This is a genomic window from Glutamicibacter arilaitensis Re117 (assembly GCF_000197735.1).
In the GTDB taxonomy this organism is placed as follows: Bacteria; Actinomycetota; Actinomycetes; order Actinomycetales; family Micrococcaceae; genus Glutamicibacter; species Glutamicibacter arilaitensis.
On the sequence record NC_014550.1, the window covers coordinates 108121 to 124482 of the forward strand.

Consider the following 16362-nt stretch of genomic DNA (forward strand, 5'->3'; position numbering starts at 1 on the left):
CTGCCCGGGCTTTTGCCATGGGCCAAGATCACTGTGTAAGGCTGATCATGAAGGGCTTCAACTGTGCGCTATGAGACGTAGAATGGACTATTGTGACTTCCGAAAATAATTCCGCACAGGCCATTGATCCAAACGACCAGCGACAGGTACGTACTGATAAGCGTAACCAGCTGCTGGCCAAGGGCGAGGAAGCCTACCCGGTAGGCGTAGCTCGCACCCACTCGTTGCAGGCAATCCGCGACAAGTACGAGCACCTCGAAGCCGGCGAAGAAACCGAAGACGTTGTTGGCGTTGTCGGCCGCATCGTTTTCATGCGCAATACCGGCAAGCTCTGCTTCGCCACCTTGCAAGAAGGTGGCAAGAAGGGCGAAGGCGTGCGCCTGCAGGTCATGCTCTCGCTTGCAAACGTCGGTGAAGAGCGCCTGGCGCAGTGGAAGTCGCTCGTAGACTTGGGCGACCACGTTTTCGTGACGGGCAAGGTCATCTCCTCCCGCCGCGGCGAGCTGTCCATCATGGCTGACGCCTGGGAAATGGCATCCAAGGCCCTGCGCCCGCTGCCAGTGCTGCACGCAGATTTGAACGAAGAGACCCGTGTTCGCCAGCGCTACGCCGATCTGATCGTACGCAATGAAGCCCGCGAGATGGTGTACAAGCGTGCGGCGATCATCCGTGCAGTGCGCAATACCCTCGAAGGCCACGACTACGTCGAGGTCGAAACCCCCATGCTGCAGCTGGTTCACGGCGGCGCTTCGGCCCGTCCATTCAAGACCCACCTGAACGCCTTCGACCAGGAAATGACCATGCGCATTGCCCTGGAACTGTACCTCAAGCGTGCAGTGGTCGGCGGCGTGGACCGAGTCTTCGAAATCGGCCGCATCTTCCGCAACGAGGGCGTGGATTCAACGCACTCCCCGGAATTCACCATGCTTGAATGCTATGAGGCCTACGCCGACCAGTATGTAATGGCGCAGCGCATGCAGCAGATGATCTTGAACGCGGCAGATGCCATCGGCGCCGGCCGCACGATCGAGACCGCCAACGGCACCATCAACCTCGATGGCGAATGGCGCTGGCTCAGCGTCTACCCTGGCCTCTCCGAGGCTGTAGGCGTTGAAATCACCCCGGACACCGACGCTTCGGTGCTGCGCGAGATCGCGCAGAAGCACGAAGTGAAGATCGACCCAGCCTGGGGCGCCCAGAAGCTGGTTATTGAACTGTTCGGCGAAATCGTTGAGCCGACCTTGATCGACCCGACCTTCGTGTGCGACTACCCGCCGCTGGCACAGCCGCTGGCACGTCCACACCGCTCGAAGCCAGGAGTTATCGAAGCCTGGGACCTGATCATCGGCGGGATGGAACGCGGTACCGCCTTCTCCGAGCTGATCGACCCGGTCATCCAGCGTGAGCGCCTGACCGAGCAATCCCTGCTGGCTGCCGGCGGAGACCCAGAAGCCATGCAGCTTGACGAAGACTTCCTGCGTGCGCTGGAGTACGGTGCCCCGCCAATGGGTGGTATCGGTTTGGGCATCGACCGTTTGGTTATGCTTTTCAGCAACGCTGGTATTCGCGAAACCATTCTGTTCCCACTGTTAAAGCCGGAGGCATAATATGCCATATATTGAGGCAATCGTTCCGACAATCGGTCTTGCACTGCTTTTCTGGTACGTCATGAAGGCAATTACAAACGCGGATCGGAAAGAACGCCAAGCTGAAGCGGAAGCTGATGCGCTAATTCAAAATCATCCGGATTCTAATAATCCAGTAATCGAGAATTAGGCTTTCCTGAAAGAACCTTGTGAATACCGGTGATAATTAGAGTTTTGTGGCACTAATTGTATAAGCTTGTCGATTGAAATGGATTGCTGAACGAAATGTCAGTTAGTCCAGTGCATTCAAGCTCGGAGGAATTCCTAAATGGCACGTCAGGTTCAAATTGCCCTGATCGACGATATTGATGGTAGCGAAGCAACTGAATCGATTGCATTTAGCGTCGCTGGACAGCACTTTGAAATCGACCTGAACGACGAGCATGCTGCACAGTTCCACGCAGCTATTGAGCCGTATATTGAAGCGGCTCGTTCGTCGAAGCAGACTGCGGCGAGCGAAGCTCCAGCAATCCGCGCATGGGCGAAGGAAAACAATATCAAGGTTAACGCTCGCGGACGACTCAATGCAGAAGTTGTCGACGCCTACAACGCTGCAATGCGTAAGGGCGGGCGAAACCGCGCGAAGTAATTCGCAAGGTTTATATCAAGCCTCAAAATAAGAGCCGGCACACATTGAGTGCCGGCTCTTATTTTCTTGTCGGGACATTGCCATACATTCAATAGTTTCGTTGAAGGTTGCAATATTGGTGCGACAACTAATTCAAGTAATCAATTGCAAAATAAATACTGATTGCCTGCGCCAGCGGACCGCATCGGTTATCCCCGTGGCGAACAAGGGCGAATTGCTCGCGCTGGGTGCGTAGCATCGAGTTATTGGTAAGCAAGGAGTGTGCCGAAGATGTTTGAGAGATTTACCGACCGTGCCCGTCGAGTTGTCGTGCTCGCCCAAGAAGAGGCGCGCATGCTCAACCACAATTACATCGGCACCGAGCACCTGCTGCTCGGTCTAATCCACGAAGGTGACGGTGTTGCCGCAAAGGCACTCGAGTCGCTGAATATTTCGTTGGGTGCCGTGCGTGAGCAGGTTCAGGAGATTATCGGCAAGGGCCAGCAGGCGCCTTCCGGTCATATCCCGTTCACTCCTCGCGCCAAGAAAGTTTTGGAGCTCTCGCTGCGTGAAGCGCTGCAGCTGGGACATAACTACATTGGTACCGAGCACATCCTGCTCGGCCTGATCCGCGAAGGCGAAGGCGTCGCAGCCCAGGTTCTGGTGAAGCTGGGTGCTGACCTCGGTCGCGTGCGCCAGCAGGTCATCCAGCTGCTCTCGGGCTACCAGGGCGGCAAGGAAACTGCCTCCGCCGGCGTCAGCTCGGGCGGCCAGCAGGAGGGCACCCCAGCGGGTTCCGCCGTGCTGGACCAGTTCGGTCGAAACCTCACCGCAGCTGCCCGTGAAGGCAAGCTCGATCCGGTGATTGGCCGCGAGCACGAGATGGAACGCGTTATGCAGGTCCTCTCGCGCCGTACCAAGAACAACCCTGTTCTGATTGGTGAGCCTGGCGTTGGCAAGACCGCAGTCGTCGAAGGCTTGGCCCAGTCGATCGTGCGCGGCGATGTACCGGAAACCATCAAGGACAAGCAGCTGTACACCTTGGACCTCGGTTCACTGGTTGCAGGTTCGCGCTACCGCGGTGACTTCGAGGAACGCCTGAAGAAGGTCTTGAAGGAAATCCGTACCCGTGGCGACATCATCTTGTTCATCGATGAGATCCACACCCTGGTAGGTGCCGGTGCGGCCGAAGGCGCTATCGATGCTGCTTCGATCCTCAAGCCAATGCTGGCTCGTGGCGAACTGCAGACCATCGGTGCGACCACCTTGGACGAGTACCGCAAGAACATTGAGAAGGATGCAGCGCTCGAGCGCCGCTTCCAGCCAATCCAGGTCAAGGAGCCTTCGGTTGAGCTGACCACGCAGATCCTGCGTGGCCTGCGTGACCGCTACGAGGCGCACCACCGCGTGACCATCACTGATGGCGCGCTGCAGGCTGCCGCCACCTTGGCGCATCGCTATATCTCTGATCGCTTCCTGCCGGATAAGGCAGTGGACCTGATCGATGAGGCCGGTGCCCGACTGCGCATCCAGCGCATGACCGCTCCTCCTGCCCTGAAGGAAATGGACGAGGAAATCGCCACCGTGCGCTTGGAGAAGGAAGCTGCGATTGACGCGCAGGACTTCGAAGGTGCCGCATCGCTGCGTGACAAGGAATCCAAGCTCATCGAGGCTCGTAACGAGAAGGAGAAGTCCTGGCGCAATGGCGACATGGACGAGGTCTCCGAGGTGACCGAGGAACTCATCGCCGAAGTCTTGGCTAACTCCACCGGCATCCCGGTAGTGAAGCTGACCGAGGAAGAGTCCTCGCGACTGCTGAACATGGAAGATGAGCTGCACAAGCGCGTTATCGGCCAGGATTCAGCGATCAAGGCCATCTCCCAGGCGATCCGCCGTACCCGTGCAGGCCTGAAAGATCCGAACCGCCCAGGCGGCTCGTTCATCTTCGCCGGCCCAACCGGCGTAGGCAAGACTGAGCTGGCCAAGGCGCTGGCAGAGTTCCTGTTCGGTGAAGAAGAGGCACTGATCACCCTGGATATGTCCGAATACTCGGAGAAGCACACCGTTTCCCGTCTGTTCGGTGCCCCTCCGGGCTACGTCGGCTACGAAGAAGGCGGACAGCTGACCGAGAAGGTTCGCCGCCGTCCATTCTCCGTCGTGCTCTTCGATGAGGTCGAGAAGGCCCACGCTGACCTGTTCAACTCGTTGCTGCAGATCCTGGAAGACGGCCGCCTGACCGACTCCCAGGGCCGCGTGGTGGACTTCAAGAACACCATCATCATCATGACCACCAACCTCGGTACCCGCGACATCTCCAAGGGTGTGATGACCGGCTTCCAGTCGGCCGCGGATACCAAGACCGGTTATGAGCGCATGCAGGCCAAGGTCCAGGAAGAACTGCGTCAGCATTTCCGCCCTGAATTCTTGAACCGCGTTGATGACACCGTCGTCTTCCCGCAGCTGAACCAGGACGAGATCGAAGAGATCGTCGACTTGTTCGTCGCCCGTCTGGCCAAGCGCCTGAAGGATCGCGATATGACCATCGAGCTGACTCAGGCTGCACGCAGCCTGCTGGCACAGCGCGGCTACGACCCAGCCATGGGTGCCCGTCCGCTGCGCCGTACCATCCAGCGCGATATCGAAGATCAGCTCTCCGAGCGGATCCTCTTCGGGCAGATCGTTGCCGGACAGAAGATCACCGTGGACGTCGAAGGCGAAGGCGAGCTGCAGAAGTTCGTCTTCCACGCCGAGGGCGGCACCGGCCAGCTGGAAGGCGAGCCGGCACCGGCTGCGTTGGAAAGCTAGAGCGCTCGAAGCATATTCAATAGCCGTGGAACTGAAATAAAACAGTTCCACGGCTATTTGCTTTAAAACGGCCTTGTCATACGATTAATGCATGAAGATGCGAAGCGCAGGCCAGCAAGTAATAGCCGTTTCCATCCTCGCTGCCATGGCCTATTGGGCCCTGTACCTATTCCTGAGTCCACGGCTTCCCGACCAGCTGGTGCGCCACGTGGGCACCGAAGGCATCGGATACAGTCCGATGTGGCTGGTAGTGCTGATCATTGGTGCCGCAGCTGCTCTCAGTATCGCCATCGGCATCATTACCTACCGCGACTTCACTTCCTTGGGGCACTGGAACCCAGGGCCAAAAGCCATCGTGGTCTGCTTCCTAGCCGCTGGGTTCGGCATCCTGGGACTTGGCTCGGCGATGATCCTCACCGTCATCGGACAAGAAGCTGCGCAGCTGGGTGCCTTGCCCATCGGCATGGGACTGCTGGCACTGGTCACAGTCTTCGCGCTGTCTGCGGTGTTGCTGGCCAGGACCTTGCCGCGGGCAGAGCAAGAGGCCCTCGACCGCTAAGCGCAATCAAGGGCCTCTGTACAGGCGGAAATTAGCGGCCGACTGCCTTGGCCACCAGAGCCGAAACCTTTTCTTCTAGCTGTTCATCAAGTGCGGTGATCGCGAATGCTGTGGGCCAAAACGTGCCCTCATCCAGCTGTGCTCCGTCATTGAAACCGAAGGTCAGGTAACGGGTACCGAACTTCTTTGCATCCTGCATGAAGCAAAGGATCTTGCCGTCCAAGGCGTACGCCGGCATGCCATACCAGGTTTTCGGCTCCAGCTCTGGGGCCGTGGCGGTAATGATCCGGTGCAGCTTCTCGGCAAGAACCTTGTCATTGCCTTCGAAGGAAGCAATCTTCTCTTCAACTTCCTTGCGTGCCTGCTGCGCCTTCTCGGCCTTGGTCATGCGTTTCTTCGGTGCGCGGACCTCTTTGGCGCGCTCTTTCATGGCCGCTTTTTCAGCAGCCGAGAATCCGTCTTGCTCTGAATCGCTCATAGTTCGACTTCCTTATGCAGCTTGGTTGATGCGGACCATATTTCCAGAAGGGTCGCGGAACGCGCAATCGCGCGGACCCCACGGCTGATCCATAGGTTCCTGCAGGACTTCTGCACCCGAAGCGCTCAAAGACTCAAAGAGCCCGTCCAGATCCGTGGTGGAAAGCACCAGTGGACCGATAGCGCCCTTGGCGACCAACTCGGCCAGGGCCTGCGCATCGGCTTCGGACCGTCCTGCCCCCGGTGTTGAAAGCACCAAATTGGTGCCCGAGCCATCGGATCCGACCAAGGACACCCAGCGGAAGTCGCCGTTGGCGACATCCGAAACTACGGTGAAGCCCAGCCCGTCGCGGTAGAACAAGAGAGCCTGATCGACATCGAGCACGGACAGTGGAACAAAATTGATTGAAATGTTTGCCATGCCACCAGCTTAGAAAATCTGTGTGCGGCGCGCTTCTCCAAAACTGCTCAGAATCGTTCTGGGCGCAAAAGGAGCTTGGCAAGGCAGGCCGGCACCGCTTCGGTAGCCGAATGGTCCCGGTCTCGGTAGGAAGACGGAGTCTCACCGACGACTTCGGTGAAGCGGCTGCTGAAGGAACCCAGCGAGGTCCAGCCGACCTGCATGCAGGCATCGGTGACAGTTGCCCCAGCACGCAGCAGATGCATGGCCCGTTCGATCCGGCGGGTCAGCAAGTACGAATGCGGAGTTTCTCCGTATGCTCGTTTGAACTCGCGCGAGAAATGCGCAGGCGACATCGCGGCGCGCTGCGCCATGGCCGGAACATCCAAGGGCTCGGCGTAATGGCGGTCCATCAGATCCTTGGCCCGGCGCAAATGAGCCAGCGTTTTTAGCGTTTCGGAATTCACGGACTAAGCACGCTTCTTAGCTCGCACCACCAAGAAGATCCCCAAGAATGTGGAACACAGGTAGATCCCGGTGACGGTGATCCAGCCTGCGGTGAATCCACCGGCCGAACCCACCAGCAACCCCATGGCAGCCGGCCCCACGGTAAAGCCGCCAAATTGGCCTGCAGACACGATGCCGCTGGCACTGCCCAGGTTCTTGGCGGGGATTGCGCGCAGCAACGCGGCCATGAGCACTACCGAAACACCCAGTGCAGAGGCGCCGTGCAGCCCGACTGCCAGCCAGAGCAATGCCGGGGAATGCATTTGCTGTGCGCCCAGGAAGCTGAGCGCGCCAACCATTGCCAAAAGCGCCAACAGCAGCAACAATCGCGGTGCTGAAACGCCGCGTGACATCATTTTTCCCCAGCCGATACGGGCGCTGACGCCAATGATGCCAGCAACCGCAGCGGTCAGGCCGCCGGCGACCAAGGAGAAGTCCAGTTCACGAACCGCAAAGAGCGCCAGATAAACGTTAGTTGCCTGTACTCCGACGCCGTTGATGAAGCCGTAGCTGCTCAGCGCGATAATGACGAACCGTGTCGAGGGTGCGGCGGCGGGTGCCGGCCTGCTCTTATCCGGTTGAGGGCTTCGGGGTGCCGGGGCGGCAAGCATGGGAGTGGCGCTGACGATTCGCAGGGCAAGAATGGCCAGGATTGCCGCGAGCGCGGCACCTACCAACGAAGCCCCATGCCAGCCAATGACTGCGGCCAGCAGGGGGAATCCCAGGCTTCCCACAAGCTGGGAAACCTGCACGCCGGATTGCTTGATGCCCGTCCACGTGATTCGTTGGGCGCTGGGAACGCGTTGCACCAAAATGCGGTTGGTGACCCCGTTGGGGAAGGACTGGGCAAAACCGGCTAGGCCGGAAGCGATCAGGAGCAAAACGAAACCGGCCGGAATTGCAGCCAGGCCCAATGCCACCGCGGTGGTGCCAAAAATCAACAGGAGCAACCGGGTATCCGGCTGCTTGTCGGAGAATTTCCCGAAGGCCGCATTGCCCAGGGCCGCGCAGCCAAAGCAAACGGTTGCCAGCAGGCCGAACTGCGATTCGGTGATTCCCAAATCCCTGATGACAAGATCGCTGGTGGCGTTCAATCCGTAATTAAGCAGCGGGGCAATGCCCACTGCCGAAAGGAGGATGGCTAGCATCCCGAAACCGGGGCGTGCTGTTTTAGCTGGCATCCTCATCCTTGCTTCAAAGCGACTTCAAGGTTCAAGTTTATCTTGGTGAATCTGACCGTGGGGTGTTCCTCTTATGACATATCTAGCAGAATCTTCGATTCTGCAAACCCGCAGGCATAGGATTTAGAACGTGAACTCATATACCGTCCGCCCAGCCAAAACCAGTGATGTCCACGCAATCCGCAATCTTGTGCGCCCATTGGCCGAGGAACGAATCCTGCTGGACAAGGAAGCGGTGACCTATTACGAGTCCATCCAGGAATTCCTGGTGGCCGAAGACGCAGAAGGCAACGTTGTCGGCTGCGGTGGTTTGCACGTCATCTGGGAAGACATCGCAGAAATCCGTACCTTGGCGACCTCTGGCGAGCTGCGCGGCAAGGGCGTAGGCCATGTCCTGCTCTCTGGGTTGCTCAAGCGTGCCAAAGATGTCGGAGTCAGCCGGGTCTTCTGCCTGACCTTCGAAGTCGCTTTCTTCGAGCGCCAGGGCTTCAAGGTGATGGCTGATCAAAGCGCTGTGGATCCGGCGGTGTACCAAGAGCTCCTGCTGTCCAGAGATGAAGGCGTCGCTGAATTCTTGGACCTGGCACGCGTTAAGCCAAATACCCTGGGCAACACCCGCATGATCATCACGCTGAACTAAGGCATTTAGTCCATCTGGTCATAGCGTGCGCGGAACACGAGGTAAATCGCGTAGCAAACCAGGCCAACGCCGATGGCAATCAGTGCAACCGGGCCGAAGGGCTGATCCTGGATGGTCTTCAAAGCGCCATCGATCCCGTTGGCCTCTTTCGGGTCTCCCTGTACTGTGGCCACAATAAACAGTACGCCCAGCGTGCCCAGGACGACGCCCTTGGCCGGATAGCCGATCATTCCAGAAGTCTTGATCGCTCGTGAGACCTCCGAATGCCGTGAGCCGGAGAGATCTTTCAGGAATCTGCGGGTAACGCCCTTATAGATGTAATAACCGGCCATCACCAGCAGTCCGATGCCGATAGCAATCAGCAACGTCCGCCCCAAGCCCGACTTCATCATTTCTCCGCTGAAGCTGGTGGCAGTCTTTCCGGAATCGCTGGGCTTGCCCACCGCAAATCTTCCAAAGGTAAATCCGACAGCCAAGAAGGATACCGAAGTCGCTGCGTGCTTGATCCGTTCTCGCACCTTGTTTTCCGGCAAGAAGGCCTGCGCCAAAGACCAAAGTCCCAGCAGGAGCGCGCCGATTGCACAGACCCACAGCAAGACCATGCCAAAAGGCTGATCCGCTAAGGTTCGCATTGCGCCGCTTTGATCAGCTTCTGCTTTGCCACCGGTAGCGATAACTGCCGCGAGGATTCCCAAAGTAGCGTGCAGGACGCCGTTGGCGGCATATCCCAGCCGCGCTGCGCGTTCAAACCAAGGGTTCTTCGCGACTTGCCGAGCAGCTCCGGCCGGATCAACTGAGGAGTTCATGGGCTAAGCATAGGTAGGAGCCAGCAGATAAAGCTAGCCGATGCCATGATGTTTTGAGCCGGGGCTAGGAGGGCAGTCGAATGCCATCTTCGTCGGCGACGGCCAGCCCATCTTTCAGCAGCCCGGCCAGCGCACGTTCACGCTGTTCCAGAGGAGAACCCAGCTTTTCCAGCGCGAGGTACTTCGCATGCGATTCTTGGGCCAGATCGTTCAAAAATGAGCGCTCGGGTACGGCTTGCTCATGTTCGCGAAGGATCGCCATGATCGCGCCGCGAATCTGGCGGTCGGTGCCCTTCCACGATTGGCCCTTCGGAGTGTAGTGCGGAGCCGGCTGCCCAGCAGCAATCCATGCGCACTGCTCAAAGACCGGGCACTGCTCGCACTTGGGACTGCGTGCGGTGCACACCAGCGCGCCGAGCTCCATCACCGAAATGTTCCACATGTTAGCTATCTGGTGCTCTTCGGGCTGAACTTCCCTAGCGCGGGCGAATTCGCTGGCACGCGGGGTTGGTTCGGGTAAAGCCATGCCGCCAAAGAGCCTGGCGTGCACGCGGCGAATATTCGTGTCCACCACTACGGTGCGCTCGCCGAAGGCAAAGCAAGCGATGGCTGCCGCCGTGTAGTCCCCGATACCTGGCAAGGACAGAAGTTCGGCTTCGGTGCGGGGGACCTCGCCGTTGTATTCGGTGGTGATCTCCACAGCTGCGGCATGCAAGCGCTGCGCTCGTCGCGGATAGCCCAGGCGTCCCCATGCTTTCAACGCTTCAGACAGTGGTTCTGCGGCCAGGTCCTGCGGCCTTGGCCAGCGGCGCATCCATTCTTCGTAGACCGGTAGGACTCGGACGACGGGAGTCTGCTGGAGCATGAACTCGCTGACCATGACCTCCCAACCACTAACTCCTGGGCGTCGCCATGGCAGGTCGCGGGCGTTGCGTGAATACCAGCGGTTGATGCTGTTGTGGATTTGCTGCACCCCACCACTCTAAGCCAGCACGACAACCACCAAGAATCCGTGCGGCGGATTGGAAAAGGTGATTTGCCCCGGGCTTTACGCCATTACCGGTTTCAAGCCGGCAAATGAATTAGCCTTAAGCCATGAGCAACACATCAGGGGGAAAGCCGGGAGCCAGGGTCTACCGGCGCAGGCGGATCACCGTGGCAGTCATCGCCCTGGTGCTTCTCGGCGTGCTTATCTGGGGCATCGTTGCCCTGGTTGGCCTGTTTACCCCTGATGCGCAGAAAACTGCGGGCAATGAATCGCGCACTGAGCAAACCCAGCCAGCTTCTTCACCGTCGAGCGAGCAAAAAGACGATGAGGCTTCGGCGGCGATGTGCAAAGACGATGAGATTGAAATTACCGCGACTACCGATGCGAAACATTATGCATCGGATAAGAACCCGACATTGATCCTCGGCATTGAAAATGTCTCCAAACGCGAATGCGACCTGAACGTCGGAAGCAGGCAGCAGGAGTTCTTGGTTTCCAGCGGTGCAGACCGCATCTTCTCCACAATTGACTGCCTTGACCAGGCAGAGGACGTAAACCTGACTTTCAAGCCAGGCCAGAAGGAGAATTCTCGCTTTACCTGGAATCGGGAGCGTTCAGCACCCGGCTGCAAGGCGGTTAGCGTGCAGCCTCGACCGGGCACATACAAGTTCACCGCGGCAATCGGCGATTTCGTGTCGGAGCCAGTGAGTTTCGTTCTGGAATAAGAATCCTAGATGTAGCGATCCAGGAGCGAGGATTCGGCCATGCGCGCCAGGCCTTCGCGAATGGAGCGCGCACGCTGTTCGCCCACGCCTTCAATCTCCATCAGCTGGCTGGTCGACGCGGCCATGAGCAACTGCAAGTTATCGAAAGACGCCACCAGGCGATCGCCGACAAGCTTGGGCACCGTGCGGATCTGCGAAAGCAAACGGTAGCCCTTGGGGGTGAGCTGGTCATCTTGGCCAACCATTGAGTGCGGGAACAAGATCTTTATCAGTCCGTCAATATCGATGAGCTGCGCATCGGAAACTTCATGCAGCTTCTCCAGAGCCTGCTCGATATCAAGCTCTTGGCCTTCTGCATCCGAGTAGTCGCGCAGCAGCAGCTGGTTATCTACTTGGATGCCGGAGAGCAACTCAGCATGCTGGGCTGCCAGCAGGCGCCCGTCGATACCCAGCTCGAGCACGTAACGGGAGATTTCTTCGCTGGTTCGGCGCAGCATCTCTGTACGCTGCAAGACGGCCAAGACTTCTCGTGCGGTGGCGACATCTTCGATTTCCGCAGCAGATAGTGTGCTGGTGACCTGGTCCAGGCGATGGCGATAGCGTTCCAAGGTAGCAATGGCCTGGTTGCCTCGGGCCAGCAGGCGCTCTGCAGGTTCGAGCACATGGCGCTCGCCGTCTGCATAAAGGGTAATGGTCTGCATGGACTGCGAAACGGAAATGGTGGGGAACCCGGTCTGCGCGGCAACACGTTCTGCAGTGCGGTGCCGGGTGCCGGACTCCTGGGTTTCGATCTGCGCATCTGGCATCAGCTGCACGCCAGCTTGCAGGATCTGCCGGCCGGTGCCATCCAGGATGATTGCCCCGTCCATCTTGGCTAGTTCGCGGATGCGCGTAGGGGTGTATTCGGTGTTGATCCGGAAGCCCCCGGAACTGATCGACTCGACGACTTTGTCATGTCCGAGCACAATCAGTGCGCCGGTACGTCCACGCTGGATTCGTTCCAGGCCTTGGGCCAGCTCGGTACCCGGGGCGATTTGAGCCAGAACGGCAAGAAATCCGGGTGTGGGGTGCGCTTTCAACTTGCGTCCTTTCGACGGGCAGCAACACTCAAGTTTATCCTGTTGGCTTCTGCCGTTGGTTGAAGGCGATATCCAGAGCCTGGGCGATGTTCTCCACCTGAAACACCCGGATGCCCTCGGGGATGTTCTTCAATGGTTCTGGGGTGGCCGGAGCCATGGCGAAGGAGAAGCCCAAGCGCTGGGCTTCGGTAATCCGCCTGGAGATTTCGGGCACCTGCCGCACCTCGCCAGCCAGGCCCACTTCGCCGAAGGCAACGAAGTCCTGCGGCAGCGGGAATTCATTCATCGAGGAGGCCAGGGCCAACGCGCAGGCAAGGTCCGAGGCAGGTTCGGCAATCTTTACGCCGCCGACGGTTGCGATATACGAATCCATGGACGACAGATCCATATGCGCACGGGCCTGCAGCACCGCCACCACCATTTGGGCGCGGGCGGCATCCAGTCCGCTGGTAGCCCGGCGTGCGGCAGGGGCATTGCTGCGCGAGAGCAGGGTCTGCACCTCGGCAACCAGCGGGCGCCGGCCTTCCAGCGTGACAGTAATGCAGGTGCCCGGCACCGGGTTGCGGGTGCGGGTGACAAAGAGCTTGGATGGGTCGGTCAGCGATTCGATGCCGTCTTCGTTCAAATCGAAGCAGCCCACCTCATCGGTGGCTCCGTAGCGGTTCTTCAACGCACGAAGAATGCGCAACCGGGAATGCTTCTCGCCATCGAACTGGCAGACCACATCGACCAGGTGCTCGAGCAGGCGCGGGCCGGCTACCGAACCTTCCTTCGTGACGTGCCCGACCATGATGGTGGACATGGCTCGGGTTTTGGCGGCATTGATGATCGAAGCTGCGACTTCGCGGACCTGGGACACGCCACCGGCCGCACCGTCAATCTCTGCGGAGGAGAAGGTCTGCACCGAGTCAAGGATCAGCAGCTGCGGATCGATTTCCTGGATCTGGCCCAAGGCCAAAGACAGGTCGGTTTCGGCGGCCAGGTACAGGGTGTCGGCGATGGCATTGATGCGTTCAGCACGGGACTTTACCTGTGCTGCCGATTCCTCGCCGGTCAGGTAGAGCACGCGCAATCCTGTTTGCGCCGCTTTCGCAGCAACATCGAGCAGCAACGTGGATTTGCCTACCCCCGGTTCGCCAGCGAGCAGGATCGCCGCGGCAGGAACCAATCCGCCGCCGAGCACGCGGTCCAATTCGGAGACGCCGCTGGGGCGGAAGGCCGCTTCTGAGCCATCAATCTGCGCGATCGGCTTGGCCGGATGGGCGATTTTGGCGGCGGCAATGGTGCGGGCGGACACGACGCCTACTTCTTCGACGGTGCCCCATGCTTGGCATTCGCCGCAGCGTCCTACCCATTTAATCGTGGTCCATCCGCATTCAGAGCATTTGAATGATGCGGAAGACTTGCTGCGGGTGGAGGTTTTGGCCATAGCCCAATGCTATCGAGCTATGCGGACATTTTTGCTCAGGACAGCTTGGGCAGTACGTCGATGGCCTCTTGATGCTCGCGGCCGGCTGCTTCCAGCAGGTCCACCACCATGGGGCGCAGCAACAGGACCAGGCCTTCGCCCTGCAGCCCTTCAACGCCCAAAGCACGCGGATCCAGCTGAGCGGCGACACCTTCGAGCTGCAGCTGCGCGGACTTCTCGTATTTGCGTTGGCCAGCCACGGTTGTCTCGCGCACCGAGTGCGCCATGGTGTTGACCGCTTCGGACAATTCGCGCATCAGCGGGGCCAGGGTCTGTGCGCCTTCGGGCGTCAGCGCGCTATTACTGAGCACCGATGCCAGTCGCCGGGCAAATACCCGGGAGTTGCGGGCCGCCCAGTCGTAGTGGTTGAACCGCTTGGATAGCCGGTTCAATTCATGGCGGTGGCGTCGCCCGGTGGGTGAAATCATCGCGATTTCCTTGGAAGCACGGAAAGCCGCAGGCAGCATATCCAAGTGCTTCTGGGTGCCACGGGTCTTGATCAGTGCGTGGAAGGCGGCGCGCCGGTCATCGTCGCGGATGGCCCAGGCGCACTCCAGAAGGGCTTCGGAGAGTTCCTTGAACAGGTCCGAGAGTGCCGAAACCGGGCTGCGTCGCGGGTCGGTGGGCCAGAAAACTATGACCAGCAGGGCAAGCAGGGAACCGGTCAGCGCGTCAATAGATCGGGCAAACGGCCCGTCAACGCTGATGGGCAGCAGCACCACCAGCGCCGATTGCATGCCCAACTGGGTGGAAAAGATGGCTCCGGAATCCAAATAGCGGGCAACGACCAGGCTGAGCGACATCACCAGTGCGGCCTGCCAGATTCCCTGGCCGAACCAGTGCATGAGGATATCGCCCAGAGCCACGCCCAGCGTGCATCCCAGGGCGACCTCCGCGGTCTTGCGTACCGTAGTGGAGGCCCCGAAGCCCAGCGAAACAAGTGCGCTGGTGGCCGCGAAAATCGGCTGGGAATGCCCCCAGATGCTTTCGGCGATCCAGAATGCACCGATGGCTCCCAGCGTCATGCGCAAAATCCTCGGCAGGGAGCTACGCGCACGGATCAGCCCGGCGCGGTTGCGCTGGGATAAGAAGCCGAATACATGCGCTGGCATGCGCTTGGCCTTCCGTGTAGTTGCCATGGCTTCAGTCTTCCATGCGTTCGGTCCCAGATGGCAGAAGCTGCCGGCATTTTGCATTGGTGAGCAGGATCACGAGCCTGTGGACAACTTGTTAACCTTCTGTTCACCTTCGCTGGGGGAGCTGGTTACCTTTGATCCTTAACGTCGTAGATGAAGCGGGAAGAAGCCGCTGAAGATTTTACATCGATCTACCAACATGGGGAGTAAATCTCGTGAAGCTCAATCGCATTGGCAGCGCAGCTGCCGTTCTTTCCGTAGCGGCACTCGCGCTGACCGCTTGCGGTTCGGATAGCCCAACCGCTGCAGCCGGCTCCGAAGGCGCCGAGACCTCGGCGGCATCGGGTGTAACCGGTACCCTGACCGGCATCGGTGCTTCGAGCCAGAACTCGGCCATGGAAGCATGGAGCACCGGCTTCAAGGCAGCTAACCCTGACGCCAACGTCCAGTACTCGCCAGATGGCTCCGGCGCTGGCCGTGAAGCATTCCTGGCAGGCGGCGCACAGTTCGCTGGCTCCGATGCTTACCTGAAGGAAGACGAAGCAGCCAAGGCCAAGGAAGTTTGCGGCCCAGAAGGCGCCTTCAACATCCCAGCCTATGTTTCGCCGATCGCCATCGCTTTCAACCTTGAAGGCGTTGAAGAGATCAACATGGATGCAGCCACCATCGCCAAGGTGTTCAAGAAGGAAATCACCAAGTGGAACGATGAGGCTATCGCCAAGCAGAACCCGGATGTGGAACTGCCGGACACCGCCATCACCGTGGTGCACCGCAACGATGAGTCCGGCACCACCGAGAACTTCGTCGAGTACCTGAAGGCCGCGGCCGCCGATGTCTGGACCTACGACGTATCGGGCGACTGGCCAAGCGACATCCAGTCGGAGAACGCCAAGGGCACCTCCGGCGTGGTTTCCACCACCACCTCGACCGATGGTGCCATCACCTACGCTGACTTCTCCGCAGTGGGCAACCTGTCCACCGTGAACGTCAAGGTCGGCGAGGACTACACCAAGATTTCTGCTGAAGCAGCAGCCAAGGCGCTTGAGACCGCAACTCCAGTTGAGGGTGCAGCCGAGAACGACCTGGCTCTGGATCTGGAGCGCGACACCAGCGAATCGGGCACCTACCCAATCGTTCTGGTTTCGTACCACATCTTCTGCAGCAGCTACAAGGACCAGGCAACTGCTGACCTGGTCAAGGCCTTCGGCAACTACGTCATCTCCGAAGATGGACAGAAGACCGCACAGGCTTCGGCCGGCAACGCGCCGATCTCGGCTGCGATTGCCGAAAAGGCCAAGAAGTCCATCGACGGCATCACTGTCGCCGAGTAATATCCCGCCGGGCAACCGGCACCAGGTGCGGGTGGATGCACTCACC

At 59.3% G+C, this 16362-nt stretch carries 17 protein-coding genes; 8 read left to right on the top strand and 9 right to left on the bottom strand.

Features of this window, described 5'->3' with window-relative positions; all coding sequences use genetic code 11:
• Nucleotides 1-92: 92 nt before the first annotated feature.
• The 5 genes from lysS to AARI_RS00865 all read left to right on the top strand — a co-directional run bounded on the left by lysS (nt 93) and on the right by AARI_RS00865 (nt 5578).
• Nucleotides 93-1607 (top strand): lysine--tRNA ligase, encoded by a 1515-nt coding sequence (gene lysS, locus AARI_RS00850; protein WP_013347492.1) that lies wholly within the window; start codon nt 93-95, stop codon nt 1605-1607.
• Nucleotide 1608: 1 nt separating this feature from the next.
• Nucleotides 1609-1776 carry a hypothetical protein gene (locus AARI_RS19875; RefSeq protein ID WP_013347493.1) on the top strand — a complete coding sequence of 56 codons (168 nt, stop codon included), beginning with the start codon at nt 1609-1611 and terminating at the stop codon, nt 1774-1776.
• Nucleotides 1777-1914: 138 nt separating this feature from the next.
• Complete coding sequence (locus tag AARI_RS00855) at nt 1915-2235, top strand: histone-like nucleoid-structuring protein Lsr2 (RefSeq protein WP_013347494.1); 321 nt, start codon at nt 1915-1917, stop codon at nt 2233-2235.
• A 270-nt stretch (nt 2236-2505) separates the two neighbouring features.
• Nucleotides 2506-5019, top strand: coding sequence for an ATP-dependent Clp protease ATP-binding subunit (locus AARI_RS00860; RefSeq protein WP_041648271.1), 2514 nt, complete (start codon nt 2506-2508; stop codon nt 5017-5019).
• Nucleotides 5020-5110: 91 nt separating this feature from the next.
• On the top strand, nt 5111-5578 hold the full coding sequence (locus AARI_RS00865; RefSeq protein ID WP_013347496.1) for a hypothetical protein: 468 nt from the start codon (nt 5111-5113) through the stop codon (nt 5576-5578).
• A gap of 31 nt (nt 5579-5609) precedes the next feature.
• Here the strand turns inward: AARI_RS00865 and AARI_RS00870 are convergent, their stop codons facing one another.
• The 4 genes from AARI_RS00870 to AARI_RS00885 are packed head-to-tail and all read right to left on the bottom strand — an operon-like array spanning nt 5610 to nt 8143.
• Nucleotides 5610-6056 carry an iron chaperone gene (locus tag AARI_RS00870; protein ID WP_013347497.1) on the bottom strand — a complete coding sequence of 149 codons (447 nt, stop codon included), beginning with the start codon at nt 6054-6056 and terminating at the stop codon, nt 5610-5612.
• A gap of 12 nt (nt 6057-6068) precedes the next feature.
• Complete coding sequence (locus tag AARI_RS00875; protein WP_013347498.1) at nt 6069-6476, bottom strand: VOC family protein; 408 nt, start codon at nt 6474-6476, stop codon at nt 6069-6071.
• Nucleotides 6477-6523: 47 nt separating this feature from the next.
• Nucleotides 6524-6868, bottom strand: a complete 345-nt coding sequence (locus AARI_RS00880; RefSeq protein ID WP_173362800.1) for a helix-turn-helix transcriptional regulator — start codon at nt 6866-6868, stop codon at nt 6524-6526.
• Between the two features lie 57 nt (nt 6869-6925).
• Nucleotides 6926-8143 (bottom strand): MFS transporter, encoded by a 1218-nt coding sequence (locus AARI_RS00885; RefSeq protein WP_041648273.1) that lies wholly within the window; start codon nt 8141-8143, stop codon nt 6926-6928.
• Nucleotides 8144-8273: 130 nt separating this feature from the next.
• Here AARI_RS00885 and AARI_RS00890 point away from each other — a divergent pair, with 130 nt between their 5' ends.
• On the top strand, nt 8274-8783 hold the full coding sequence (locus AARI_RS00890) for an amino-acid N-acetyltransferase (protein ID WP_013347501.1): 510 nt from the start codon (nt 8274-8276) through the stop codon (nt 8781-8783).
• A 5-nt stretch (nt 8784-8788) separates the two neighbouring features.
• Here AARI_RS00890 and AARI_RS00895 read toward each other — a convergent pair whose 3' ends face one another.
• Together AARI_RS00895 and AARI_RS00900 are read right to left on the bottom strand one after the other, a co-directional pair.
• On the bottom strand, nt 8789-9589 hold the full coding sequence (locus AARI_RS00895; RefSeq protein WP_013347502.1) for a DUF1206 domain-containing protein: 801 nt from the start codon (nt 9587-9589) through the stop codon (nt 8789-8791).
• Nucleotides 9590-9653: 64 nt separating this feature from the next.
• On the bottom strand, nt 9654-10562 hold the full coding sequence (locus tag AARI_RS00900; protein ID WP_013347503.1) for an HhH-GPD family protein: 909 nt from the start codon (nt 10560-10562) through the stop codon (nt 9654-9656).
• 122 nt (nt 10563-10684) lie between these two features.
• Here AARI_RS00900 and AARI_RS00905 point away from each other — a divergent pair, with 122 nt between their 5' ends.
• On the top strand, nt 10685-11302 hold the full coding sequence (locus AARI_RS00905; RefSeq protein ID WP_013347504.1) for a hypothetical protein: 618 nt from the start codon (nt 10685-10687) through the stop codon (nt 11300-11302).
• A gap of 5 nt (nt 11303-11307) precedes the next feature.
• Here AARI_RS00905 and disA read toward each other — a convergent pair whose 3' ends face one another.
• The 3 genes from disA to AARI_RS00920 are packed head-to-tail and all read right to left on the bottom strand — an operon-like array spanning nt 11308 to nt 14988.
• Nucleotides 11308-12381, bottom strand: coding sequence for a DNA integrity scanning diadenylate cyclase DisA (gene disA / locus AARI_RS00910; RefSeq protein WP_013347505.1), 1074 nt, complete (start codon nt 12379-12381; stop codon nt 11308-11310).
• 34 nt (nt 12382-12415) lie between these two features.
• Nucleotides 12416-13810, bottom strand: a complete 1395-nt coding sequence (gene radA / locus AARI_RS00915; protein ID WP_013347506.1) for a DNA repair protein RadA — start codon at nt 13808-13810, stop codon at nt 12416-12418.
• A 35-nt stretch (nt 13811-13845) separates the two neighbouring features.
• Nucleotides 13846-14988 (bottom strand): FUSC family protein, encoded by a 1143-nt coding sequence (locus AARI_RS00920; RefSeq protein WP_013347507.1) that lies wholly within the window; start codon nt 14986-14988, stop codon nt 13846-13848.
• A gap of 212 nt (nt 14989-15200) precedes the next feature.
• Between AARI_RS00920 and pstS the strand changes: the two genes are divergently transcribed.
• Entirely contained in the window at nt 15201-16316 is a 1116-nt protein-coding gene (gene pstS / locus AARI_RS00925) for a phosphate ABC transporter substrate-binding protein PstS (RefSeq protein WP_013347508.1), read from the top strand.
• Nucleotides 16317-16362 lie beyond the last annotated feature (46 nt).